The sequence below is a fragment of the Demequina capsici genome, from assembly GCF_032102965.1.
In the GTDB taxonomy this organism is placed as follows: domain Bacteria; phylum Actinomycetota; class Actinomycetes; order Actinomycetales; family Demequinaceae; genus Demequina; species Demequina capsici.
On record NZ_CP134880.1, the window covers coordinates 1,791,533 to 1,815,556 of the forward strand.

Annotated in this window: 22 protein-coding genes; 6 read left to right on the top strand and 16 right to left on the bottom strand. The window is 70.1% G+C overall.

The genetic code is table 11. From position 1 onward, the window contains the following. From RN607_RS08585 to dapA, 7 genes are all read right to left on the bottom strand, one after another. Positions 1–312 carry a helix-turn-helix domain-containing protein gene (locus RN607_RS08585; RefSeq protein ID WP_313496247.1) on the bottom strand — a complete coding sequence of 104 codons (312 nt, stop codon included), beginning with the start codon at positions 310–312 and terminating at the stop codon, positions 1–3. A 90-nt stretch (positions 313–402) separates the two neighbouring features. Next, the gene (locus RN607_RS08590; protein WP_313496249.1) at positions 403–882 is read right to left on the bottom strand and encodes a CinA family protein; all 480 of its coding nucleotides are present in this window, start codon (positions 880–882) and stop codon (positions 403–405) included. Beyond that, entirely contained in the window at positions 879–1,481 is a 603-nt protein-coding gene (pgsA, locus tag RN607_RS08595) for a CDP-diacylglycerol--glycerol-3-phosphate 3-phosphatidyltransferase (protein ID WP_313541905.1), read from the bottom strand. The genes RN607_RS08590 and pgsA overlap by 4 nt, the downstream gene beginning before the upstream one ends. Positions 1,482–1,529: 48 nt before the next feature. Beyond that, positions 1,530–3,791 carry a putative bifunctional diguanylate cyclase/phosphodiesterase gene (locus tag RN607_RS08600; protein WP_313541908.1) on the bottom strand — a complete coding sequence of 754 codons (2,262 nt, stop codon included), beginning with the start codon at positions 3,789–3,791 and terminating at the stop codon, positions 1,530–1,532. Next, the gene (locus RN607_RS08605; RefSeq protein WP_313541911.1) at positions 3,776–6,430 is read right to left on the bottom strand and encodes an FtsK/SpoIIIE family DNA translocase; all 2,655 of its coding nucleotides are present in this window, start codon (positions 6,428–6,430) and stop codon (positions 3,776–3,778) included. The genes RN607_RS08600 and RN607_RS08605 overlap by 16 nt, the downstream gene beginning before the upstream one ends. A 51-nt stretch (positions 6,431–6,481) precedes the next feature. Next, complete coding sequence (locus RN607_RS08610) at positions 6,482–8,164, bottom strand: ribonuclease J (protein ID WP_313496257.1); 1,683 nt, start codon at positions 8,162–8,164, stop codon at positions 6,482–6,484. Continuing rightward, entirely contained in the window at positions 8,161–9,054 is an 894-nt protein-coding gene (gene dapA / locus RN607_RS08615) for a 4-hydroxy-tetrahydrodipicolinate synthase (RefSeq protein ID WP_313496259.1), read from the bottom strand. The genes RN607_RS08610 and dapA overlap by 4 nt, the downstream gene beginning before the upstream one ends. An 89-nt stretch (positions 9,055–9,143) precedes the next feature. Between dapA and RN607_RS08620 the strand changes: the two genes are divergently transcribed. The 6 genes from RN607_RS08620 to RN607_RS08645 all read left to right on the top strand — a co-directional run bounded on the left by RN607_RS08620 (position 9,144) and on the right by RN607_RS08645 (position 12,781). Further along, on the top strand, positions 9,144–9,947 hold the full coding sequence (locus RN607_RS08620; protein WP_313496261.1) for a thymidylate synthase: 804 nt from the start codon (positions 9,144–9,146) through the stop codon (positions 9,945–9,947). An 8-nt stretch (positions 9,948–9,955) separates the two neighbouring features. Next, positions 9,956–10,480 carry a dihydrofolate reductase gene (locus RN607_RS08625; RefSeq protein WP_313496263.1) on the top strand — a complete coding sequence of 175 codons (525 nt, stop codon included), beginning with the start codon at positions 9,956–9,958 and terminating at the stop codon, positions 10,478–10,480. A gap of 53 nt (positions 10,481–10,533) precedes the next feature. Beyond that, complete coding sequence (locus RN607_RS08630) at positions 10,534–11,169, top strand: GNAT family N-acetyltransferase (RefSeq protein ID WP_313496265.1); 636 nt, start codon at positions 10,534–10,536, stop codon at positions 11,167–11,169. Then, the gene (locus tag RN607_RS08635; protein WP_313496267.1) at positions 11,157–11,849 is read left to right on the top strand and encodes an AzlC family ABC transporter permease; all 693 of its coding nucleotides are present in this window, start codon (positions 11,157–11,159) and stop codon (positions 11,847–11,849) included. The genes RN607_RS08630 and RN607_RS08635 overlap by 13 nt, the downstream gene beginning before the upstream one ends. Further along, positions 11,846–12,169 carry an AzlD domain-containing protein gene (locus RN607_RS08640; protein WP_313496268.1) on the top strand — a complete coding sequence of 108 codons (324 nt, stop codon included), beginning with the start codon at positions 11,846–11,848 and terminating at the stop codon, positions 12,167–12,169. The genes RN607_RS08635 and RN607_RS08640 overlap by 4 nt, the downstream gene beginning before the upstream one ends. 87 nt (positions 12,170–12,256) lie before the next feature. Then, positions 12,257–12,781, top strand: coding sequence for a GNAT family N-acetyltransferase (locus RN607_RS08645; protein ID WP_313496270.1), 525 nt, complete (start codon positions 12,257–12,259; stop codon positions 12,779–12,781). Positions 12,782–12,816: 35 nt separating this feature from the next. Here the strand turns inward: RN607_RS08645 and RN607_RS08650 are convergent, their stop codons facing one another. From RN607_RS08650 to RN607_RS08690, 9 genes are all read right to left on the bottom strand, one after another. Further along, entirely contained in the window at positions 12,817–13,242 is a 426-nt protein-coding gene (locus RN607_RS08650) for a hypothetical protein (RefSeq protein WP_313541914.1), read from the bottom strand. Positions 13,243–13,280: 38 nt separating this feature from the next. Then, positions 13,281–14,024: a 4-hydroxy-tetrahydrodipicolinate reductase gene (dapB, locus tag RN607_RS08655; RefSeq protein WP_313496272.1), complete on the bottom strand. Its 744-nt coding sequence runs from the start codon at positions 14,022–14,024 to the stop codon at positions 13,281–13,283. A 45-nt stretch (positions 14,025–14,069) separates the two neighbouring features. Next, on the bottom strand, positions 14,070–15,938 hold the full coding sequence (locus tag RN607_RS08660; RefSeq protein WP_313496273.1) for an efflux RND transporter periplasmic adaptor subunit: 1,869 nt from the start codon (positions 15,936–15,938) through the stop codon (positions 14,070–14,072). 11 nt (positions 15,939–15,949) lie between these two features. Further along, positions 15,950–16,840, bottom strand: a complete 891-nt coding sequence (locus RN607_RS08665) for a hypothetical protein (RefSeq protein WP_313496275.1) — start codon at positions 16,838–16,840, stop codon at positions 15,950–15,952. Between the two features lie 35 nt (positions 16,841–16,875). Beyond that, positions 16,876–18,105, bottom strand: a complete 1,230-nt coding sequence (locus tag RN607_RS08670; protein ID WP_313496277.1) for an ABC transporter permease — start codon at positions 18,103–18,105, stop codon at positions 16,876–16,878. Then, positions 18,102–18,830: an ABC transporter ATP-binding protein gene (locus RN607_RS08675; RefSeq protein WP_313496278.1), complete on the bottom strand. Its 729-nt coding sequence runs from the start codon at positions 18,828–18,830 to the stop codon at positions 18,102–18,104. The genes RN607_RS08670 and RN607_RS08675 overlap by 4 nt, the downstream gene beginning before the upstream one ends. A 43-nt stretch (positions 18,831–18,873) precedes the next feature. Then, positions 18,874–20,130 carry an efflux RND transporter periplasmic adaptor subunit gene (locus tag RN607_RS08680; RefSeq protein WP_313541916.1) on the bottom strand — a complete coding sequence of 419 codons (1,257 nt, stop codon included), beginning with the start codon at positions 20,128–20,130 and terminating at the stop codon, positions 18,874–18,876. Between the two features lie 144 nt (positions 20,131–20,274). After that, positions 20,275–21,597: a M16 family metallopeptidase gene (locus RN607_RS08685; protein ID WP_313496282.1), complete on the bottom strand. Its 1,323-nt coding sequence runs from the start codon at positions 21,595–21,597 to the stop codon at positions 20,275–20,277. A 139-nt stretch (positions 21,598–21,736) separates the two neighbouring features. Continuing rightward, the gene (locus tag RN607_RS08690) at positions 21,737–23,938 is read right to left on the bottom strand and encodes a polyribonucleotide nucleotidyltransferase (RefSeq protein ID WP_313496283.1); all 2,202 of its coding nucleotides are present in this window, start codon (positions 23,936–23,938) and stop codon (positions 21,737–21,739) included. Between the last annotated feature and the right edge of the window lie 86 nt (positions 23,939–24,024).

The following is a 24,024-nucleotide window of genomic DNA, read 5'->3' on the forward strand; positions in this document are numbered from 1 at the left end:
TCAGCGACGAGGCATGGAGTCGAGGAGCTCCTGGGCCGTGTCGGGGATCATCGGCATCATCGCGACCTCCTCGAGGGCCTCCGCCGTGGCGAACCGGTCCGAGACCTCGCGGAGGAGGTCCGACATGGGGACGTCGAGCGCGTCGGAGATGGAGGCCAGGAGCTCGGAGGAGGCTTCCTTCTGACCCCGCTCCACCTCGGAGAGGTAGCCGAGCGACACGCGCGCGGCCGATGAGATGTCCCGCAGGGTCTTGCCCTGCGTCAGGCGAGCCTCACGGAGGACGTCGCCCAGCTCGGTGCGCAGAATAGGCATTCGCCCTCCCCTCTTCACGATCAGACCCTTGTCCATGTCTGACACAACGCACATTACCCCACCGTTGTTCCGGCAGGCTACGCGCCTATTTCAGGCGTGTGAAACCTCGACCAGCGCCTGCGCGGCAGCGGCCAGAGCCCACGACACCGCGGCGTCCCGGACCGCCTCGCGGTCCCCTGCGACGACGTGCATCCTGGCATCGCTTCCGCGCGCGGTCGCGATCCCCACCCACACGGTGCCGGGCGGCTGCCCGTCGTGCGGCTCGGGACCGGCAACCCCGGTGGTCGACACCGCGACGTCGGCGCCCAGCCTGGTCCGCACGCCCTCGGCCATCGCGACGGCGACGTCACGCGACACCGGACCGACGGTCTCCAGCAACTCGTCAGGCACGCCCAGCAGCGTGTGCTTGGCGCTCAAGGAATACGAGACCACGCCGCCCACGAACGCGTGCGAGGCGCCTGGCACCGACACCAGCGCCGAGCACACTGCGCCACCCGTGAGGGACTCCGCCACCGCCACCGAGAGCTCCGCGGCGCGCGCGGCAGCGATGACGTCCTGTGCCGACGTCATTCCGGGAACCCCCCGGCCTCGGGCTCAGGGAGCCGCCGGTCGCCGGGCTGGGGCGGATGGGCGTGGCGCGCCTGAGCGATGCGGATCCCGTAGTCGATCCCCGACACCAGCGCGACGGCGGTCGCACCGAGCAGGAGGATCCAGGCCAACGCGTCGAGCCAGGCCGGTCCGTGGGGCCACAGAGCGAACGTGACGGAGGCGATCTGCAGCACCGTCTTCAGCTTGCCGCCACGTGAGGCGGCGATGACGACGTCCGACGCCACCAGGAGCCGGCCGACCGTGACGTACACCTCCCGGAAGGCGATGATCGCCACCGGCCACCAGGCGAGCCCGTCGGTCACGACGAGCGTGACGAGCGAGGCGAGCACGAGCGCCTTGTCCGCGATCGGGTCCGCCAGCTTGCCGAAGTCCGACACGACCTTCCAGCGACGCGCCAGGTAGCCGTCCAGATAGTCCGTGATCGCGGCGGCGACGAAGACTGCGAGCGCGGCCCACCGCCAGGCGCCGTCCGCTCCCCCATCGAGCACCAGCGCGACGACCACCACGGGGACGGCGATGAGCCGCAGCACCGTCAGCAGGTTGGGCAGCGCGGAGGTCACCCCCACACCCTACTGGGACGCGAGCGAGCTCTCGGCTCCGTCACGACGCTAGAGCGACGCGAACGGGTCGTCCTGCTCCTGAGGACGTGGGTCGATCAGGCCCAAGCCCGTCTCCAGGCCCATGTCGAGCAGCGCCTGACCAGGCTGCGCGACGCCGAAGAGCCACCCCTGCCCGAGCCTCCAGCCGCACCCCTGGAGGAACTCCGCCTGAGCCTCGGTCTCGATGCCTTCCGCGATCGTCGCGAGCCCCAGCTCGCGCGCGAGCGCACCGAGCGCGCGGGACACGCGCGCGCCGGCAGGGTCCTCGGGGATGCCCGCCACGAAGGACATGTCGAGCTTCACCCCGGAGACCGGGAGATCCCTGAGGTAGGACAGCGGCGAGACGCCGGTCCCGAAGTCGTCGAGGAGGATCGGCACGCCGGCGTTGCGCAGCTCGGTGAGCTCGTGCCGCACCCGGGTGTTGGGCGCCACCAAGGACGCCTCGGTGAGCTCGATCACGATCCGCTGCGGGCTCAGGTGGTACCGCCCGATCGAGCTGAGCACCCTGTCCGCGAACTCCGAGTTCCCCAGCTGGTCCGCCGACACGTTCAGGGACACCCACGTGTCGCCCCCGGGTTGCGCGGCGAGGAACTCCGCCGCCTGGTCGACGAGCGTGGTGCCGAGCGCGACAGACAGGTTGCGGTCCTCGAGCAGCGGCAGGAACGCGCTGGGCAGGAGCAGCCCGCGGGTGGGATGCTGCCACCGCACCAGCGCCTCGAAGCCGACCACGAGCCGGGTGGGGAGGTCGTAGACGGGCTGGAAGTGCAGCACGAGGTCTCCGCGCCTGATCGCGTCGTCCAGCTCGAGCGCGAGGGCGGACTGCGAGTCGGAGGCGGTCCGCATGGACGCGTCGTAGACCTCCGTGCGTGAGCGTCCCGACGCCTTCGCACGGTACATCGCCGCATCGGCGGCGCTGAGGAGCGACGTGGGACCGCCCGACACCGTGTCCGCGTCGGCGACGGCGATGCCCACGGACGCGTTGAGCGCAATCTGGTGGCGCTTCACCTGCAACGGCCGACGAAGGCCCACGTGGATCGCATCCGCGATCTCGCGCATCGCCGCAGCGCAGTCGGGACTCTGCACCACGATGATGAACTCGTCTCCGCCGATCCTCGAGACCGTGCCCCTGCTGCCGGCGGCGGCACGCAGCACGCCCGCCACGTGCACCAGGGCGTTGTCGCCGGTCGCATGGCCGAACCGGTCGTTGAGCCCCTTGAAGCCGTCGAGGTCGACGGCGATGACGCCGACATGCTCGAGCTCGGCGCTCTTCGCGAGCACGCGTTGCAGCACCTCCTGAAGAAGCGTGCGGTTCGCGAGCCCCGTGAGCGGGTCGTGCATCGCACGGTGTGCGAGCAGCTCGGAGTTCATCCGGTCGTCCGTGCTGTCACGCACGTGGACCACGTAGTGATCGGGCGCGCCGCCCGGGTAGCGGACCAGCCCGACGTCGAGCACCGCCCACACCACGTTCCCGTCGGCACGGACGTAGCGCTTCTCGCAGCTGAAGCGCGCCTGGTAGCCGTCGTACAGCCGTTGCAGCTGGTCCGTCTCCGCTGAGATGTCCTGCGGGTGCGACAGCGCGGAGAACGGCGTGCCCCGCAGCGCCACGACGGTGGATCCCATCATCTCCGCGAACGCACGGTTGACCTCCATCAGGCGCCACTCGAGGTCGACGAGCGCCATGCCGACGGGAGCGTTCTCCATCGCCTTGCGGAACTGCGCGTCGGATCTGCTGAGCGCCTCCGCGGCCTCACGCAGACCCGAGGTGTCCATGATGGTGGTCACGGTGATCGGCTCGCCGTCGTCGTCCCCGGTGAGCAGTCGTGACGACACCTGGACCCATCGGATGTCCTCGGCTCCCCGACGCCCCGGCACGCCGACGATCCTGGGGACGTCGTCGTCGACGCTCGGCACGAAGACCTCCTGTGAGAGCACCGGCCGCAGGTGCTCGTCGACGATGCGCAGCGGCAGGCGCGCGATCGACCGGCCGAGCATCTCCTCGCGGGTGACGCCGAGGATCGCGGCGGCCGTCTCTGACAGCAGGACGACGTCGCCGCGGCGGGTCGTGATGAGCACCCCGTCGCGCGCGGACGACATGACGGCCTCGAACTGGCGCCTGAGCGCCCGCTCGCGCGACACGGCCGCGTCGCGCGCCTCGCGCGCCAGCCGCGTGCGCCACAGGAACACGAAGGTCGCCGCGGCGAAGACGAGCAGCACCGCGAGCACGCCGACGACGACGACGGACCCGTCCGCGCCGCCTACGAGTCCTCCCATGGCACATCCTCAGAGTCGTCATAGCCCTGCACATCGCTCGAGGGGCTCTCCCCCCTGAGGATAGCGAGCGTACCGGCAAGGTCATCAGGGCGTACCAGGACGTCTCGCGCCTTGGAGCCCTGCGACGGGCCGACGATCTCACGGGTCTCCAGCAGGTCCATGAGGCGTCCCGCCTTCGCGAAGCCCATCTTGAGCTTGCGCTGAAGCATCGATGTGGATCCGAGCTGCGTGGTGATGACGAGCTCGGCAGCCGCGATCAGGTCGTCGAGGTCGTCGCCGATGTCCTCCGCGACCACAGCGCTCGACTGCGCCTGGATCACGTCATCCCTGAACTGCGGCTCGGCCTGGCTCTTGACGTGCTCGACGGCGGCGTGGATCTCCGTCTCCGACACCCAGGCGCCCTGCACTCGCATCGGCTTGGACGACCCCATGGGCAGGAACAGCGCGTCGCCCTGACCGATCAGCTTCTCGGCCCCGGGCATGTCGAGCACGACGCGCGAGTCGGCGAGCGACGACGTGGCGAACGCGAGTCGGGACGGCACATTCGCCTTGATCGTGCCCGTGATGATGTCGACCGACGGGCGCTGCGTCGCCAGCACGAGGTGGATGCCTGCGGCACGCGCGAGCTGCGTGATGCGCTGGATCGAGTCGTCGACGTCGCGCGGCGCGACCATCATCAGGTCGGCGAGCTCGTCGACGATCACCAGCAGATACGGGTAGGTGGTGATGCGACGGTTGGAGCCCGGCAGCGGCTTCACCTTTCCCGCGCGCACCGCCTTGTTGAAGTCGTCGATGTGCTTGAACCCGAACAGCGCCAGGTCGTCGTACCGGGTGTCCATCTCCTTGACGACCCATTCGAGGGCCTGCGCGGCCTTCTTCGGGTCGGTGATGATCGGCGTGATGAGGTGAGGGATGCCCTCGTAGATGGTCAGCTCGACGCGCTTCGGGTCGACCAGCACCATCCGCACCTCCTTGGGGGTGGCGCGCATCAGGATCGACGTGATCATCGAGTTCACGAACGAGGACTTTCCTGCGCCCGTCGCTCCTGCCACGAGGAGGTGCGGCATCTTCGCCAGGTTCGCCATGACGAAGCCGCCCTCGACGTCCTTCCCGATGCCGATCGCCATGGGGTGGTCGTTCTTGCGAGCGTTGTCCGAGCGCAGCACGTCGCCGAGAGCCACCGTCTCGCGGTCCACGTTGGGGATCTCGATGCCGATCGCCATCTTGCCGGGGATCGGCGACAGGATGCGGATGTCAGGGCTGGCGACGGCGTAGGCGATGTTGCGGCTCAGCTGCGTGATCTTCTCGACCTTCACGCCGGTGCCGAGCTCGACCTCGTACCGCGTCACGGTCGGACCCCGGGTGAAGCCGGTGACGGCCGCGTCGACGTTGAACTGCTCGAACACGGCCTGCAGCGACTCGACCACACGGTCGTTCGCCGCGGACCGCGTCTTGTGCGGCGGTCCCTGCGCGAGCACCTTCATCTCCGGCAGCACGTAGGGGCCTGTGTCATCCAGCTCGCCCTGCTCTCCCGGTGGCACGATCCTCGTGGTCGGCGGCGCGGGGATCGCCTCCTGCGGCTCCGTGGGCGCCTCGGGATCCGACTCGTAGACGTCGCCCGCGGCACCGTGCGCGGCGGCGAGGTAGGGGGACACAGGAGCGTCGCGCTCCGCGTTGGCCGGAGCGGCAGCTCCGAGCACCTCGGTACGTGCGGCAGCGGCGGGTCGCGAGTCGGCCGTCGGGTCGGTGAAAGGGTCGCCCGGTCGCGCGGCACGATCCACGCTCGCGGACGCCTGGAACGCCTCGTCGCCCTCGTACGAGTCGAGGCCGTCGTCGTCGTGACGCTTGCGGCCCAGGATGCTGCGCCGCCTGCGCGGAGCCTCGTGGCCCTCCAACGAGCCGTGGTCGGGCAGGTCGAGCGAGTCGACCTCCTTGCCGGCCCGCCCCTGCCCGACGGCGCCGGAACCGAGGGAGCGTGCCTTCGCGAACGCCTCCCGGAGCGGGATGCCTGCGACCACCAGCAGCGACAGCCCGAGCAGCATCACCAGGATGATCGCGGCGATGGGGACCGTGACGAGCGCCGCCAACGGGGTGCCGATCACGTATCCGAGGATGCCACCGGCCTCCTGCACCGGTCCGAGCCCGTCGGTCGGCGACGGGAGCCCGCTGCCCAGGTGGATCAGGCCGCCGAGGGTGAGCGCCACCATGAGGCCGCCGACCATCATCCGCTGGTTGGCGTCGTTCTCCTGCGGCGCGCGGAACAGCCGGATCGCGAAGGCGACCAGCACGACCGGAAGCGCGAAGGCCAGGACGCCGAAGGTCCCCGCGAAGATGCGATGCGCGAGGCCCAGGAGGATGCCGCCGTCCATCTGGAACCACTCGCGCGCGGCCACGATCACGGCGAGGATCAGCAGGAGCACCGCGACGCCGTCACGGCGCACCTCGGGGCTGACGTCGCGAGCCCCGTCGCCGATCGACCGGACGACGGCGCCGATGCCATGCGAGATCCCGTTCCCTATCGCGCGCAGGCCGCGCAGGATCGCAGGCGGCTGCTTCTTCTGGGGCGCGCGGGAGCGCGGCTTGGACGCACCGGACCGACTCGCGGTGCCGGTACGCGACGACGAGCGTGACTGTGCCATGGTGCCGCCAGGCTACGCCGGACGAGCGTCGCGACGACGGAGGCGCGGCGGCTAGGCCTCGATGACGATGGGCACGATCATGGGTCGACGGCGCAGCTTCGTGCCGACGTACCGGCCGAGCACCCGACGCATCACCTGCTGGAGCTGGTGGGTGTCCGTCGACCCGTTCCTCGCCGCATCCTCGAGCGCCGCCTTGATCTGCGGCAGCACGGCATCGAACGCCGAGTCGTCCTCGGCGAGACCGCGTGCGTGCACCTCGGGACCGGTGATGACCTTGCCGTTCGAGGCGTCCACGACGGCGAAGACGGACACGAAGCCCTCCTCCGCGAGGATGCGACGGTCCTTCAGCTCCGTCTCGGTGATCTCGCCCACCGAGGAGCCGTCCACGTACACGTTGTGGTGCTCGATCGCACCGACGATGCGCGCCTTGCCGTCCTTGAGGTCGATGACGACGCCGTTCTCGGCGAACATGACGCGCTCGGCCGGGATGCCGGTCCGCATCGCGAGCCGCCCCGACGCGAGCAGGTGGCGCACCTCGCCGTGGATCGGCATCACGTTCTTGGGACGCAGGATGTTGTAGCAGTACAGCAGCTCGCCGGCGCTCGCGTGACCGGAGACGTGCACGCGCGCATTGCCCTGGTGGACCACCGTGGCGCCGATCCTCATGAGCAGGTTGATCACGCGGTACACGGCGTTCTCGTTACCGGGGATCAGGGACGACGCGAAGATCACCAGGTCGCCCTCGCCCACCGTGACCTTGTGGTCCCCTGTGGCGATGCGGCTGAGCGCGGCCATGGGCTCGCCCTGGGAGCCCGTCGACATGTACACCACCTGGTGGCCAGGCATGTTGTCGGCGTGCTTGGGGTCCACGAGGATGCCCTCGGGCACCGTGAGGTAGCCCATCTCTGCGGCGAGGCCCATGTTGCGCACCATCGACCGTCCGACGAACGCGACCTTGCGGCCGTGCGCGTGCGCGGCATCGATCACCTGCTGCACCCGGTGCACGTGGCTCGCGAACGACGCCACGACGATGCGCCCCGTCGTGCGGGCGAACAGGCCGTCGAGCGTGGGCCCGATCTCCACCTCGGACGTGGTGAAGCCCGGCACCTCCGCGTTCGTGGAGTCCACCATGAAGAGGTCCACGCCCTCCTCGCCCAGGCGGGCGAAGGCGCGCAGGTCGGTGATGCGACCGTCGAGCGGCAGCTGGTCCATCTTGAAGTCGCCGGTGTTGAGCACCGTGCCCGCGCTGGTGCGGACGAAGACCGCGAGCGCGTCGGGGATGGAGTGGTTGACCGCGACGAACTCCAGGTCGAACGCGCCGATCTGCTCGCGACCGCCCTCCTTCACGGCGAGGGTGATCGGGGTGATGCGGTGCTCCTTGAGCTTCGCCTCGATGAAGGCGAGCGTGAGCTGCGAGCCGATGATCGGGATGTCCTGCCGCATGCGCAGCAGATAGGGCACGGCGCCGATGTGGTCCTCGTGACCGTGCGTGAGGACGATCGCCTCGATGTCATCCAGGCGGTCCTCGAGGTACGTGAGATCCGGCAGGATCAGGTCGACGCCGGGCTGGGCCTCCTCAGGGAAGAGGACGCCGCAGTCGATGATCAGCAGCCTGCCTTCGAGCTCGAGCAGGTGCATGTTGCGCCCGACCTCGCCGAGGCCGCCGAGCGGGATCAGACGGAGGGTGCCCGGCTCGAGCGCGGGCGGGGCTGACAGCTCAGGGTGGAAGTTCATCGTGTCATTCCTGCGGCCTCGAGGGCCGCGGTCAGGGTGTCGTACTCGGCCTGGGTGGCGGGCAGGAGCGGCAGGCGCATGGCGCGGCTGTCGATCACTCCGGCCCACTGCACGGCAGCCTTGGCGCTGACGGCGCCGGGGATGGCGAACATCGCGGAGACGACGGGAAGCAGTGATTCGTGGATGCGCTGGGCCTCGGACTCGTCGCCGGCGGTCCAGGCGTCGATCATGGCCTTCGTCTCGCGCGCCGCGATATGCGCGATCACGGAGACCGTGCCGACGCCGCCGGCCCGCAGGAAGTCCAGCGTGAGACCGTCGTCGCCGGAGTACCAGGCGAGACCCGTGCGCTCATGGCGTGCCTTGCCCGTGGCGACGTCGCCGGTCGCGTCCTTGACCGCGACCACGCGAGGATGCGTCGCGAGCTGGTCGTACGCCCAGTCCGAGATCGCGAGCGAGGTGCGCCCCGGGATGTCGTAGATCATCGCGGGCAGCCCTGTTGCGCCGAGGATCGCGCGGAAGTGCGCGACCACGCCTGCCTGGGAGGGCTTGGAGTAGTAGGGGGTGAGCGCCAGGATGCCGTCGGCGCCGGCCTCCTCGCCCTGCTCCGCCATGCGCACGGCGTGGGCGGTGTCGTTGGAACCGGCGCCCGTGAGGATCATGACGTCCGGCCCGACGGCCTCGCGCACCGCCTTGAGGAGGTCGACCTTCTCCGGCGCGTGCGTCGTCGGCGCCTCGCCCGTGGTGCCCGACAGCACGAGACCGTCGGAGCCGCGGGAGACGAGCCAGCGCGCGAGCTTCTGCGCGCCCTCGAGGTCGAGGGCACCTCCCTCGTGCAGCGGCGTGACCATGGCGGTCAGGACAGTGCCGAAGGGACGTGCAGGATCAGTCATAGGGCTAAACCTACCGCGAGGGCGACGTGGCCCACCCCGCCAGCCGCGTCGTCGGACGAGCTGGGTGCCAGCGCCGTAGGCTGTGGTCCGTGACCGACATCCCCACGCCGTACGAGGACCTGCTGCGCGACGTGCTGGCCACCGGCACCGCCAAGGGTGACCGCACCGGCACCGGCACCGTCTCCGTGTTCGGCCGCCAGCTGCGCTACGACCTCTCGCAGGGCTTCCCGCTGATCACGACCAAGCGCGTGCACGTGCGCTCGATCGTCGGTGAGCTGCTCTGGTTCCTGCGCGGCGACACGAACGTCCGCTGGCTGCAGGAGCGCGGCATCACCATCTGGGACGAATGGGCGGACGCCGACGGCGAGCTCGGTCCCGTGTACGGCTACCAGTGGCGGTCGTGGCCCGCGCCGGACGGCAGGCACATCGATCAGATCGCGGAGGTCGTCGAGCAGATCCGGACGAACCCCGACTCGCGTCGTCTCATGGTGTCCGCGTGGAACCCCGCTGACATCCCCGACATGGCGCTCGCGCCGTGCCACGCGATGTTCCAGTTCTACGTGGCCGACGGACGCCTGTCATGCCAGCTGTATCAGCGCAGCGCCGACCTCTTCCTCGGAGTTCCGTTCAACATCGCGTCGTACGCCCTGCTGACGCACCTGATCGCCGCCCAGACGGGGCTCGAGGTCGGCGACTTCGTGTGGACCGGTGGGGACTGCCACATCTACTCCAACCACGTGGAACAGGTGGAGCTGCAGCTCAGCCGCGCGCCGCATCCCTACCCCACGCTTCATCTCGCCCCCCGTGACAGCCTGTTCGACTACGACATCGACGACGTGCGTGTCGACAACTACGTCCACCACCCAGGGATCAAAGCACCCGTAGCGGTGTAGGAGGATCAATGTCCGAGGACCGCGCAGCCATCCACGCCATCTGGGCTCAGGCCCGCGACAGGGCTGGACGGCCGGTGATCGGCCTCGACGGCGGCATGCCGTGGCATCTTCCCGGCGACCTGGCACGGTTCCAGTCGCTCACCCACGGCGCCGCGGTGATCATGGGCCGCCACACGTGGGAGTCGCTTCCCGACCGCTTCCGCCCGCTGCCCGACCGTTTCAACATCGTCGTCACGTCCCACGAGGCCCCCCACGGCGCCGCGAGCGCGTCCTCGCTGCCTGCGGCGCTCGAGCTGGCCGAGGCCGAGGACCCCGGCACGGACGTGTGGGTGATGGGCGGCGCGCGGCTCTTCGCCGAGTCGCTGTTCGTGGCCGACACGATCGAGGTGACGATGATCGACCTGGAGGTCGAGGGCGACACGTTCGCGCCCGTCCTGTCTCCCACCACGTGGGAGGTCGTGGCAGAGTCCGGGACGCAGACCGACGGCGACGGCCCCTCGTACAGGTTCGTCACCTACCACCGCCGCGCCTGAACGGCTCCACCGACCGGTCGGTGGCACTGCGCGCAGATGCCAGGATGAGCCTCATGACCTGGGATGTGCCCACGAGGATCGTCACCGCACGGCTCGAGATCCGCCGCTACACCGCCGCTGACGCCGAGGCGCTCACGGAGGTCGCCGCCCGCAACAGGGACCACCTGCTGCGCTACATGGTCTGGGCTGAGGCGGAGCCTCAGACCGTGCGCCAGCGGCTCGAGTTCATCGCGAAGGCGGGCGCGGAGTTCGACGCAGGCGTCGAGTACACGATGGGCATCTTCGAGCGCGCAGGCGGGGCGTTCCTCGGAGGGTCCGGATTCCATGTGAAGACAGCGCCCGTGGGCCATCTGGAGATCGGGTACTGGATCGACGCCGACCGTGAGGGTCACGGCTACGTGACGGAGGCGACTGCGGCGCTCGCCCGCGTCGCGCTCGAGCACTGCGGATCGCCGTACGTCGCGATCGCGCATGCTCCCACGAACGTGCGCAGCGCGGCCGTGCCCCAGCGCCTGGGCTTCACCCGGCAGCCAGGCACCGACAAGCCACGATGCACCGACGCGGGGTCGTCCGTCACCCCCGTCGAGTGGCACGCGACCGTGGAGACGCTGGCGGGCCCGGCGTTCGCCTCGCACCCCCGCCCGTCGCTCGAGGATGCCGACGGCGGCACGCTGACGTGGCACGCCTGAGGCTGGACCCGACGCGCCAGCAGGCGCTGTCCGTCTCGGTCGCCACCGGCGCGTACGGGCTCAGCTTCGGTGCCCTGTCGGTCGCCGCCGGTCTGGACGTGTGGCAGACGATGGCGCTGTCGCTGCTCGTGTTCTCGGGCGGCTCCCAGTTCGCCTTCGTCGGCGTGCTCGGAGCGGGCGGCTCCGCAGCGGCAGCCGTCGCCACGTCCACGTTCCTGGGCGTGCGCAACGGCTTCTACGGCGTCGCGCTCGCCGACGTGCTCCGCCCAGTGAGGGGCATTCGGCTCGCGTGGGGCGCCCAGGTCACGATCGACGAGTCCACCGCGGTCGCGCTGGCGCAGCCGCACGACGACCCTGAGGCGAGACGTGCCGGCTTCTGGTGGACAGGCGTCGGCGTGTTCGTGCTGTGGAACGCGATCACGGTGCTCGGCGCCCTGCTGGGCGAGCGCATCGGCGACCCCGCCGACTGGGGTCTCGATGCCGCCGCGGGCGCGGCGTTCCTTGGCCTCGTCTGGCCCAGGCTCGCGTCGCGCAGGGCACAGGCGGTCGCAGGCATCTCCGCGGTCGTCGCGCTCGCGCTCACGCCGGTCCTGCCCGCCGGCGTCCCGATCCTGGTCGCCGCGCTCGTCGGAGTGCTCGCCGGCTGGCGACCGTCCGCCCCGACGGAGGTCCCGGAGTGACGCCGCACATGTGGACCTGGATCGCGATCGTCGCCGCGGGAGTGCTCGCGTGGCTCACCAAGGTCGCAGGCCACACCGTGCCCGAGCGGATAGTCCAGGATCCGCGCGTCCACCGCATCGCGGCCTTCGTCACCGTGGCGCTCCTCATCTCGCTGTCCGCCGTGCAGACCTTCACGACCGGGGCCCGGCTCACCGTCGACTCGCGGCTGGTCGCGATCGCTGTGGCGGCGCTCCTGCTGTGGCGCCGCGCGCCGTTCCTGGTGGTCGTCGTCGCCGCGGCCGCGACCGCCGCGGGCCTGCGCGCGCTCGGGTGGGGCTGATCGAAGGCCGCGCTGCGCGCGAGCGCACCACGCCATGAACGCGGGTGCGTCTGTCATCCAGGACCCTGAGGCCCTAGTGTCATGAGCATGAGCACACCTGCCTCCCCCGCAGACACCGTCCGCGCAGCCCGCCCCGGCGACGAGGCCGCGATCGCCCGCATCCAGGTCGAGTCCTGGGTGTCCGCGTTGGGTGAGCGTCTGGGGCCGCGGCGCCACACGGCGTTCGACCTTGAGGCTGTCGAGCAGGGGTGGAGGCAGGCGATCTCGGAGCCTCCGTCGCCCGGCCATCAGGTCTTCGTCGCGCTCGGCGACGAAGGAGAGATCGTCGGGTTCGTCGCCTGCGCACCGCCGAAGGACCTGATCGCGCTCGAGATCGCGCCCGACCGCCGCCGCAGGGGCCATGGCTCGCGGCTGCTGGCTGCCGCAGCCGATCACATGAGGTCGCACGGAGCCCGATCGATGCGCCTGTGGTCCCTCGAGAAGGACCGCGTGCGTGTCGACTTCCTCAAGATGGCCGGATTCGCCGAGGCCGGCATGCGTCGTGAGCTCGACGGCCCCGGGATCACCATCCCTGAGCAGCTGTGGCACACCGACCTCACGCCAGAGGCCTGAGCCGCCGCGCACCACGGCACCGCCGCCCGTCCACGTCAGCTCCGGCGGCTCTCCTCGCGGAACAGGGACGCCGCGTGGCTCAGCGCACGACGCGCCATCCGCTTGTCCCCCGCGGCCTCGTACGCGAAGCCGACCTCGAACCAGGCGGACCAGTCGTCGGGGCGCGCCTCCGCGCCGGCGCGTGCTCGTTCGAACGCGGCGTGCGCCTGTGGCGACGGCTCTCCTCGCGACGACGACCGGCTGCCGCCCGCGAGCGGCAGCCGTCCCTCCAGCCCCAACCGATCGCCCATGCGCTGGACCGCGATCCCCAGCCGCCACTCCATGGCCAACCACCAGATCGCGAGCAGCGGCATCACGAGAAGTCCGGCGCCGATCCCCACCGCCACCGGGTCGCCGGTCTCCATGAAGGCGATCGCACGCTGGCCGACATACGCCGCGTACATGGCGAGGAGGACGGTCATCGCGACGGCGCCAAGGAACGCCGGCCGCCGCATCAGCCTCATAGCGTCATGTACCCGTCGAGGCCGACGGTGAGCCCCGGATGCGCGGCGACCTTCCTGATGCCGAGCAGCACGCCGGGCATGAAGCTCACACGGTCGAAGCTGTCGGTGCGGATCGTGAACTGCTCGCCAGGATTGCCCATCAGGATCTCCTCGTGCGCGACGAGTCCACGCAGCCTGACCGCGTGCACATGCACGCCGTCGAGGACCGCGCCGCGGGCACCGTCCGGGTCCTGCGAGGTCGCGTCGGGAGAGGACGCCACCCCTGCAGCGGCGCGCGCGGCGGCGATGCCCGCCGCAGTGTGCCGCGCCGTGCCCGACGGCGCGTCCACCTTGTCGGGGTGGTGCAGCTCGACGATCTCCACGGACTCGAAGTACGGAGCGGCGGCGGCCGAGAGCTTCATCGCGAGCACGGCTCCCAGCGCGAAGTTGGGTGCGATCAGCACGCCGAGCTCGGGGCGCTCCTTCAGGTGCTCGTCCACGCGTCCGAGCGCGTCCGCGGTCCATCCGGTGGTGCCTACCACCGCGTGCAGGCCCGCCTCGATCGCCGCGTGGACGTTCGCCTCGGTGGCTGAGGGCACGGTGAAGTCGACGACGACCTGCGCTCCGGCGCGGGCGGCCATCGCCACCTCATCGCCCGCGTCCAGCGCGGCCACCAAGGTCAGGTCATCGGCCGAATCGACCGCGTGCACGGTCGTGGCCCCCATGCGCCCTGAGGCGCCCAGCACAGCGACGGAGATCATGCGTCGAGCGTACCGGGCACCTCAGGGGATGCGGTGCGTGCCGTCTCAGCCGGAGAACCCGGGCGGCGCTCCCCCGCCCGGCATCGTGCCTCCTCCAGGGAACTGACCCGTCGTGCTGGAACCCGTGCTCGAGTCCGAGCTGAGACCCGACAGCAGTCCGCTCGACGAGTCGGAGGAGCTCGAGTCGCTCGACGTGATCGTCTGGGTGAGGTCGGCGAGCACGACCTCGTCGCCCTCGGACAGACCTGAGGTCACCTCGGTGTACGTCGCTCCGATCGCACCTGTGGTGATCGATACCGTGCTGGCGGTGCCGTCGGAGCCGAGCACCTGGACGGTGGCATCGCCGGCCGCATCGGTGACTGCGGAGGTGGGCACGACGAGGACTCCTGTGGCGCCTGCCACCGTGATCTGCATACGCGTGGAGGCGCCGATGCGGATGTCGAAGCCGGGGTCGGGCACCGCGATCGACACGGCGTAGGCCTGGCTGTACGAGTTGCCCGAGTTCACGGTGCTCACGCTCGAGACGGTGCCGTCGACGACCTGGCCCGAGCTGGTGAGGGTCAGCTCGGCGGCCTGGCCGACGGCCAGGAGCTGGGCCTCCGTGAGGCTGACCGACAGCTGCACCAGGTACGTGTTGTCAGCCACGAGGGTGATCACGGCCGAGGTGTCGTCGGCGCTGACCGAGTCGCCCTCGGCAAGCCCCACCGCGATGATCTCGCCTGCGACCGGAGCGCTGAGCTGGGCGTACTCCACCTGCTGCTGGGCGACGGCGAGCGCCGCTTCCGCTGCGGTGATGTCGGCCTTGTCGGCGAGGATGTCGGCGGCGGAGGGGACGGAGGCGGTCAAGCTCGACGATCCGCCCATCGAGCCGCCCGCCGCTGACGAGCCGCCGCTCGTGCTGCCGGTGTCGGGGGTCGTGCTCGAGCCGCCAGCCCCGGACGCCGCCCCGGTGCCTGCGTCGGCACCGGTGCCGGAACCGCCGCCGGAGGTGTCCGTGGTACCGGCGTCGGCCAGCGCCTGCTGATACGCCGCGACGGCGGCATCGACGTCCGACGCGAGCGTCATCAGCTCCGACTGCGCGGCGATCGAGCTCTGCGACGCCTTGAGCGCAGTCTGCGTCGCCGCCTGGCAGGCGGCGAGCGCGTCCGCCACGCTGGTGTCGTCGGACGAGCCGTCCGTGGCGCTGACGCTCGGGCTCGGCACGGCGCTCGGATCCGAGGAACCTGTCGCCGACGTGGCCGTGCTCGCTGTCGTGAACGCCTCGCAGACCGTCTGGGCATCAGCCGCAGCCGTCGAGGCCTCGTCGAGCAGCGCCTGCGCGGTGTCGTACTGCGCGAGCAGCGCCTCCTGTGCCGCGACGAGCGCGTCGTGCGCCGCCGTGACTGCGTCCGAGGCATCGGTGGTCGCGCCCGTCGACGGCGTGGCGGAGACCGCGGTCGTGACGCTCCCCGTGGTGTAGACGGCCGCGGTGACCGTGGCCGTCGCCGTGGAGGCACCGGCGGTGTACGACGCCGACGAGGTCGTGCTCGTGGTGGTTCCGGTGCTCTGGGCGTCGAGGTCGTCGGCGAGCGTCTGCTCCGCCTCGGTCAGCGTCTCCTGAGCCGAGGTGACCGCATCGTCCAGATCGGAGGTGTCGAGCGTTGCGAGGACGTCGCCAGCGGCGACGGTGTCGCCGACCGACACCGCCACCGAGTCCACGGTGCCGCTCGTCTGGAACGCCAGGTCGTACTGGCTGGCCGACTCGATGGAGCCGGTGGCCGTGAGCGTCTGGGTGACGTCGCCGGTCGTGACTGTCGCGGTGCGGTACGTGGCAGACGAGGACGAGGCTCCCGTGAGGAGCACGCCAGCAACCAGTCCGCCGACCGCGACGGGCACGATCGCGAGCCGCCACGACCAGCGTCGCGCGAGATCCATGGCCTGAGTCATCACTGCGCGCTCGAGTCCGTCTGCACAGGACCGCCTGCCATGCCCCCGCCACGACCGCCGAACGACGTGGCGGAGACGCAGCCGGCGTCGCCCCCGTCGAACACTGAGATCGACGTCGCGGCATATCCGCCGGAGCTGTCGGCGTCGCCCATGGCGGTCAGGCACATGCCGACGACGATCGCCGAGGCGTCGGCGTCCTGGGTGCCCGTGATGGAGGAGTCGGCCGTGACGCTCACGTCGGTCGACGTGCCGTCCGTGCTCTCCACCGTGAGCGAGTCGGAACCGACGGTCGTGACTGTGCCGGAGACGAAGGACGAGGTGTCGAACCCTCCCCCGCTCGGCATCGCCGTCGCGTCGCCGCTCGGCACGGTGAATCCGTCGCTGGAGCCCGTGGGCATGGTGGTCGGCATGTCGGTGGGCATGTCGGTCGGCATCTGGCCGTCGCCGGGTGCGCCCGACGGCATGTCGCCCGGCACGCCGCCTCCCATGCCGCCGCCGAAGCCGGTGCTGCACGTGCCGTCGTCAGCCGCGTCGGTGACCGCGATCGTCGACGCGGAGCCATCGTCGCCGAGCGTGACCACGACGCATGATCCGACGGAGACGTCTGCGAGCGCGATGTCGACCTGCTGGGTGAACGTCGTGTCGTCCGTCCAGGTGACTGCGGTCTGCGACGACCCGTCCTGCACCTGCGCCGTGGTGCCCGACACGTAGGCGATCTCGCCCGTCAGCCCCGAAGGCTGAGCGCCCGCGGCCGAGTCGCTCATCTGCGGCGCGGTGCTCGCGTCGGAGCCGGCAGTGGTGTCGGCCGCGGAGTCCGACGAGGAGCATCCTGCGAGCAGGAGCGCCGCGCCGCAGCACGCCGCCGCGAGGGTGGTTCGGGTGGTGTTCATCTTCATGTTCCGTCTCTGCTCTGTGTGGTGCGCGTTCACTGGTCTCGTAGTGCGTCGATAGGCGCGAGCCTCGCCGCGCGAGCCGCCGGGTAGACGCCGAAGACTCCGCCGATGCCGACCGCGACGACCACGGACACGACCAGCGCCATGCCGGAGATCACGATCGTCGAGCCGAGCACGCTCGGGAGCGCAAGCGCCAGCCCGACGCCGATGATCACCCCGACAGCTCCGCCGCTCAGGCCCAGGATCATCGCCTCGATGAGGAACTGGTTCCGGATGTGGGCAGGTGCGGCGCCGAGCGCCTTGCGGAGGCCGATCTCCCTGGTCCGCTCCGTGACGGAGACCAGCATGATGTTCATGACTCCGATGCCGCCCACGAGCAGCGCCAGCGCGGCGATGCCGGTCAGCAGCACCGTGAGCTTCTGGTACACCGAGGTCGCGGTGTCGATCAACGAGTCCTGCGCGGCGATCGAGAAGTCGGCGCTGTCCGCGCTGCTGATGCCGTGGAGGTTCAACAGGAGCGCCTCGGCCTCCTGGTCGGCCGCGGTGAGCACGTCGGAGGACGCGGCCTTGATGTAGATCGTGTCGACCGACTCGCTCGCCGTGTCGGACAGGGTCTCCGTCATGGTGGTCATCGGGACCACCGCGATGTCGTCGAGCGACGTGTCGCCCGACGATCCGGCCGCGCTGAGCACGCCGACGACCTTGAACGTGGTGCCGTCGATCGTCACCTCCTGACCCACGACGTTGGTCGAGCCGAACAGCTCGGTCGCGGTCTCCGACCCGAGCACGATCACGTCCGCAGCCGAGGTGACGTCGTCATCGGTGAAGAAGCTGCCGTACATCAGGTCCCGCGAGCGGACCTCGGGCCAGCTCACCGACGTGCCTGTGACGCTGGTGGTCCAGTTGCTCTCGCCGTAGTCCAGCTCGAGGCTCGAGGACTTCTCGGCGGCCACAGCGACTGCATCCGGCACGGCGATCGTCGACGCGAGTGCGTCGGCGTCCGACAGCGTGAGGGTCTCCGCGCTGCCGAAGCCTCCGCGCACGCCGCTCGAGTCGGTGGATGAGCCGGGCGACACGATCAGCAGGTCGGAGCCCAGCGAGGCGATCTGCTCGCTGACGTCCTTCTGCGTCCCGAGGCCCAGGCCCACGGTCAGCACGACGGACGCGATGCCGACGACGATGCCGAGCATGGTGAGCGCCGAACGCATCTTGTGGGAGCGGATCGCCCTCCACGAGCTTCCCAGCAGGTCTGACGTCCTCACTTGGCGATCTCCGTCCCTGCACCGACGAACTGGCCGTCGGTGACGTTGTAGACGGTGCTCGCACGCCGTGCGACATCGCTCTCGTGGGTGATCAGGACGATCGTGGAGCCCTCGCTGTGAAGATCGTCGAGCATGCCGAGCACGTCCTCGGTCGAGTGCGAGTCGAGGTTGCCTGTGGGCTCGTCGGCGAGGACGATGGCGGGCTCGGTGACGAGGGCCCGTGCGATGGCGACCCTCTGCTGCTGGCCGCCTGAGAGCTGACCGGGATGGTTGCGGCTCTTGTCCGCGAGGCCCACCCGCTCCAGGGCGTGCAGCGCCCGCTCATGCCGCTCGGACGGCGCGACCCCCGCGTACATCAGCGGGAGCTCCACGTTGCCGAGCGCCGTGAGGCTCGCGAGCAGGTGGAACTGCTGGAAGACGAACCCGATGCGACGGTTCCGCGCCGACGCGAGCGCGTTCTCATCCATCGTGGAGACGTCCTCCCCGGCGAGGATGTAGCTTCCCTCGGTGAGCACGTCGAGGCAACCGAGGATGTTCATGAGGGTGGACTTGCCGGAGCCGGAGGGGCCGACGATGGCGACGTACTCGCCGGGGAAGATCCTGCAGTCGATCCCGCGCAGGGCCTCGAACTCGATGTCGCCCGTGTGATACGTCTTCCGCGCGCCCGTGAGCTCGATCACGGGATGCGTGACGACCTCGAACGGATCGCTGGTGATGGCGGTCATGGGTGTCCTTGTCGTAGTCGCTCTGGTGTCAGACACGCCGGGCCTAGTTGCTCGGCATCTGGCCCATGCCGCCAGGCATCTGACCGCCGCTGGAGTCGAAGTTCGGCATCTGCCCGCCGAACCCGGACATGTCGCCCGAGCTGCTCGAGGAGTCGCTGCTCGTGGAGCCTGTCGTCACCGTCACGAGGATCTGGTCGCCCTCGGAGAGCCCGTCCGTGATCTCGGTGTAGCTGCCGATCGTGTCGCCTGTGGTCACCTCGGTGGCGGTCTGGTTCCCGGAGTCGTCGACGGCCGTCACGGTGGAGACGCCATCGGTGGTGGTGATGGCATTGGTGGGGATCGCGAGGACGTCGGTGGCCCTCAGGTACACGATGTCCGCGTCGACCGAGGTGCCCTCGAAGAGGCCTTCGACGGTGCCCGTCACCTGGAGGTCCACCGCGTAGGTGGCGCTGCCACCGGTCGTGGTGGGAAGGTTCGCGATGTCGGAGACGATGCCGTAGAACTCGCCGTCGTAGTCGTCGGACGTGAAGGTCACCTGGTCTCCGACGGCGATCTCCGCCACCTCAGCCTCGGTGAGGCTCACGGACACCGTCCACTCGTCCTGACCGACGATGGTCACGCCGCTCGACGATGAGGACGACGACGTGGCGGAGGAGGTGCCTCCCATGGACGTGGCGCCGGCGCTGCTGGAACCGCTCGAGCTGGACCCAGCGGACACCACGTCGCCCACCGCGTACGGCTGCGACGTCAGGATGCCGGAGATGTCGGCGACCAGCTTCGAGTCGTCCATCGCCGACTCGGCGTCGTCCGCGTTCTGCTGGAGGACCGCGACCTGGGCCTTCGCGGCGGCGATCTGCGCATCGCTCGAGTCGGACCCGTCCGCTGCGTCCTCGAGGTCGGCGAGCTGCGCCTCGCCCTGCGCCAGGCTCGCCTGGGCCGACGTCAGGTCGGCCGTGAGCTGAAGCGTGTCGATCTCGGCGATGACATCGCCCGCTGCCACGGTGTCGCCGGCCTCGTGATACACGGCCGTCACCTGGCCCGAGGCCTGGAACGCCAGGTCGGAGCTGGAGACCGCCGCGAGGGTGCCCGTCGCGGACACCGACTCCTCGAGAGTCTGGAGGCCGACGGTCACGGTCTGCTGTCCCGACGCGGAGTCGATCGCGGGCAACGCCTGCGCCGAGTCTCCGCCGGGCCCCCACAGCGCCATGGCGCCGACCCCGAGGCCTGCACCTGCGACGAGCGCGACGATGGGGATCCCCCATGCGCGCACACGGCTCCAACGGAAAGTGATCTTGGGCATTGTCCGTCCTGTCGGTCGTGACCTGGTGTCGCCAGCAACCTATGGACGGAAACTAAGAGAACGCTAAGAATCAGCCAAGCACTGGCAGGCAAATCGCGCAGAGCAGGCGCGATGTGCCCTCACCGCGGCCCGGCGTGCAGGGTGTCAGCGCTGAGGACCGACGCGCACGATCGCGCGCTCCCGGGAGGCGATCTCGGTGGCGAGGCGCACGACGTCGGCCGCCGTCACGGCGTGCACCTGGTCCAGCATCTCCCCGATCGACCACAGCTCGCCGAACGCCATCTCGGCCTTGCCGAGGCGCGACATCCGCGAGTACGAGTCCTCGAGCCTCAGCACCATCGACCCGGCGATCTGGCCCTTGGCGCGCTCGAGCTCGGCGTCCGTGACGCCCTCGGCCATGCGCTCCAGCTCTGCCGCCATCAGGCGTTCGACCTCTGGAGCCTTCGCCGGCGTGCACGCGGCGTAGACGCCGAACAGGCCGGTCTCCGCGCTCGGAGCGCCGAAGGAGTACACGGTGTAGGTCAGTCCTCGCTTCTCGCGGATCTCCTGGAACAGCCGCGAGCTCATCCCGCCGCCCAGGATCGCGTTGTAGACCGCGAGGGTGTTGCGCCGGTCATCGGTCGAGGCGAAACCGCGGGTGCCCAGCAGCAGGTGCGCCTGCTCGAGCTCGGAGCGGACCACGTCGATCACGGGCGTGTGGGAGGCCTCGACCGCCGCGCCGGCGTCTCGCCTGCCCGCCGGTGCCACGGAGCTGGTGAGATCCCACCCGCCTGTCGCGAGCGCCGTCGCCACCAGTCCGCAGACGACGTCGTGGTCCACGCCGCCTGCGGCGGTGACGATCAGCGTGGACGGCCCGTAGTGCTGGCGGTAGTGCTCCCACACGGCGTCGCGGGAGACGGACTCGATGATGGCCGGCGTGCCCCCGATCGGACGGCCCAGCGGATGCCCGCCGAGCACCGCCTCGGCGAAGCGCTCGTGGATCACATCGCCAGGATCGTCCTCGTTCATGGCGATCTCCTCGAGGATCACGCCACGCTCCATGTCGAAGTCGGACTGGTCCAGCCGCGCGGACGTCACCATGTCGAGGATCACGTCGACAGCCATGGGCAGGTCCTCATCGATGACCCGCGCGTAGTAGCAGGTGTACTCCTTGCCGGTGAGCGCGTTGGACTCCCCGCCGACGCGGTCGAACGCCTCCGCGATGTCGAGGGCGCTCCTGCGTGAGGTCCCCTTGAACAGGAGATGCTCGAGGAAGTGGGTGGAGCCCGCATGCTCGTCGGTCTCGTCGCGGGATCCGACGCCGAACCACGCGCCGATCGTCGCTGACCGCATGCCCGGGATGGTCTCGGTGAAGACCCGCACCCCCCCTGGGAGGATCGAGCGCCGGATCACCGCCCCATGGTCCTGCTCGATCGTGACCGAGCTCCCTACGGACGACGGCGCCACCAGCGGCAGGACGTGAGGCATGAGGGTGAGCCTAACCTGTCGGCACCGGCCGCGCCGACACGGCGGACGCGCGAAGGGGCGGCCCCGGCGAACCGGGACCGCCCCTTCGGACGTGCTTCATGGTGGACGCGACGCCGCGCAGGCGCCACGCCGCGTCGGACTACTCGGCCGCGGCCTCGGCTCCGGCCTCCTCGACGACGCCGAGCGACAGCTTGCCGCGCGGGTCGATCTCGGTGATCTCGACCTGGATCTTCTGACCCACGGCGAGGACGTCCTCGACGTTCTCCACGCGCTTGCCGCCCACCAGCTTGCGGATCTGCGAGATGTGCAGAAGACCGTCCTTGCCGGGCGACAGGGAGATGAACGCGCCGAAGGCGACCGTCTTGACGACGGTGCCGACGAAGCGCTCGCCGACCTCGGGCATGTGCGGGTTCGCGATGGCGTTGATCGCGTCGCGCGCAGCCTCGGCCGACGGGCCGTCCACGGCGCCGATGAACACGGTGCCGTCGTCCTCGATGGAGATGTCGGCGCCCGTGTCGTCCTGGATCTGGTTGATCATCTTGCCCTTGGGGCCGATGACCTCGCCGATCTTGTCGACCGGCACGCGGACGGTGATGATGCGCGGGGCGAACGGGCTCATCTCGTCGGGCTCGGAGATGGCCTGAGCCATCACGTCCAGGATGTGGAGGCGGGCCTCCTTGGCCTGGGTGAGCGCGCCAGCGAGCACCGAGGCAGGGATGCCGTCGAGCTTGGTGTCGAGCTGGATGGCGGTGACGAACTCGGACGTACCGGCGACCTTGAAGTCCATGTCGCCGAAGGCGTCCTCCGCACCGAGGATGTCGGTCAGCGCCGCGTAGCGGGTCTCACCGTCAACCGTGTCGGACACGAGGCCCATGGCGATGCCCGCAACAGGGGCGCGCAGCGGCACGCCCGCGTTGAGCATGGACAGCGTCGAGGCGCAGACCGAGCCCATCGAGGTGGAGCCGTTGGAGCCGAGGGCCTCGGAGACCTGACGGATCGCGTACGGGAAGTCCTCACGCGACGGCAGCACCGGCACGAGCGCACGCTCGGCGAGCGCGCCGTGGCCGATCTCGCGGCGCTTCGGGGAGCCCACACGACCGGTCTCGCCCGTGGAGAAGGGCGGGAAGTTGTAGTGGTGCATGTAGCGCTTGCGGGTCTCGGGGTTGTACGAGTCGATCTGCTGCTCCATCTTGAGCATGTTCAGCGTCGTGACGCCCATGATCTGGGTCTCGCCACGCTCGAAGATCGCCGAGCCGTGCACGCGCGGGATCGGACCGACCTCGGCAGACAGCGGACGGATGTCACGCAGGCCACGGCCGTCGATGCGGACGCCGTCCTTCAGGATGCGCTGGCGCACCGACTTCTTGGTGACGGACCGGACAGCGGCCGACACCTCCTTCTCGCGACCCTCGAAGGTGTCCGCGAACTGCGCGAGCGTCTCCGCCTTGACCTCGTCGAGACGGGTCTCGCGGGTCTGCTTGTCGGCGATCGTCAGCGCCTCGGCGAGCTTGCCGCCGGCGAACGCGTCAACCGCCTCGAGGACGTCGTCCTCGTAGTCGAGGAAGCGCGGGAACTCCACGGTCTCCTTGGCGGCCTTCTGGGCGAGCTCGATCTGAGCCTCGCACAGCGCCTTCAGGAAGGGCTTCGCGGCCTCGAGGCCCTGGGCCACGACCTCCTCGGTGGGCGCCTGCGCACCCTCCGAGATCAGGTTGAAGGCGTCGTCGGTGGCCTCGGCCTCGACCATCATGATGGCGACGTCGTCACCAGCGATGCGGCCGGCCACGACCATGTCGAAGACCGCGCGCTCCTTCTGGGAGTACTTGGGGAACGCGACCCACTGGCCGTCGATGAGCGCGATGCGCACACCCGCGATGGGGCCGGTGAACGGCAGGCCCGACAGCTGCGTCGACGCCGACGAGGCGTTGATCGCGAGCGTGTCGTACGCGTCGTCGGGGTTGATCGCCAGGACCGTGATGACGACCTGGACCTCGTTGCGCAGGCCGGACACGAAGGTGGGGCGCAGCGGGCGGTCGATCAGGCGGCACGTGAGGATCGCGTCCGTGGACGGGCGGCCCTCACGACGGAAGAACGAGCCGGGGATCTTGCCGGCGGCGTACGAGCGCTCCTCGACGTCCACCGTCAGCGGGAAGAAGTCGAAGCCGTCGCGGGGGTGCTTGCCGGCGGTGGTGGCGGACAGCAGCATCGTCTCACCGTCGAGGTAGGCGGCGACGGAACCGGCGGCCTGCTGTGCGAGGCGGCCGGTCTCGAAGCGCACGACGCGCTTGCCGAACGAGCCGTTGTCGATGACGGCTTCAGCGAACTGGATCTCGGGACCCTCCATGGGTCACCCTCCTTGTCATGAGGGCGTCCAGCTGTCGGTCGTCGATCGAGGCCCACTCCACCCCTTCGAGGGGATCGAGGAAGCCA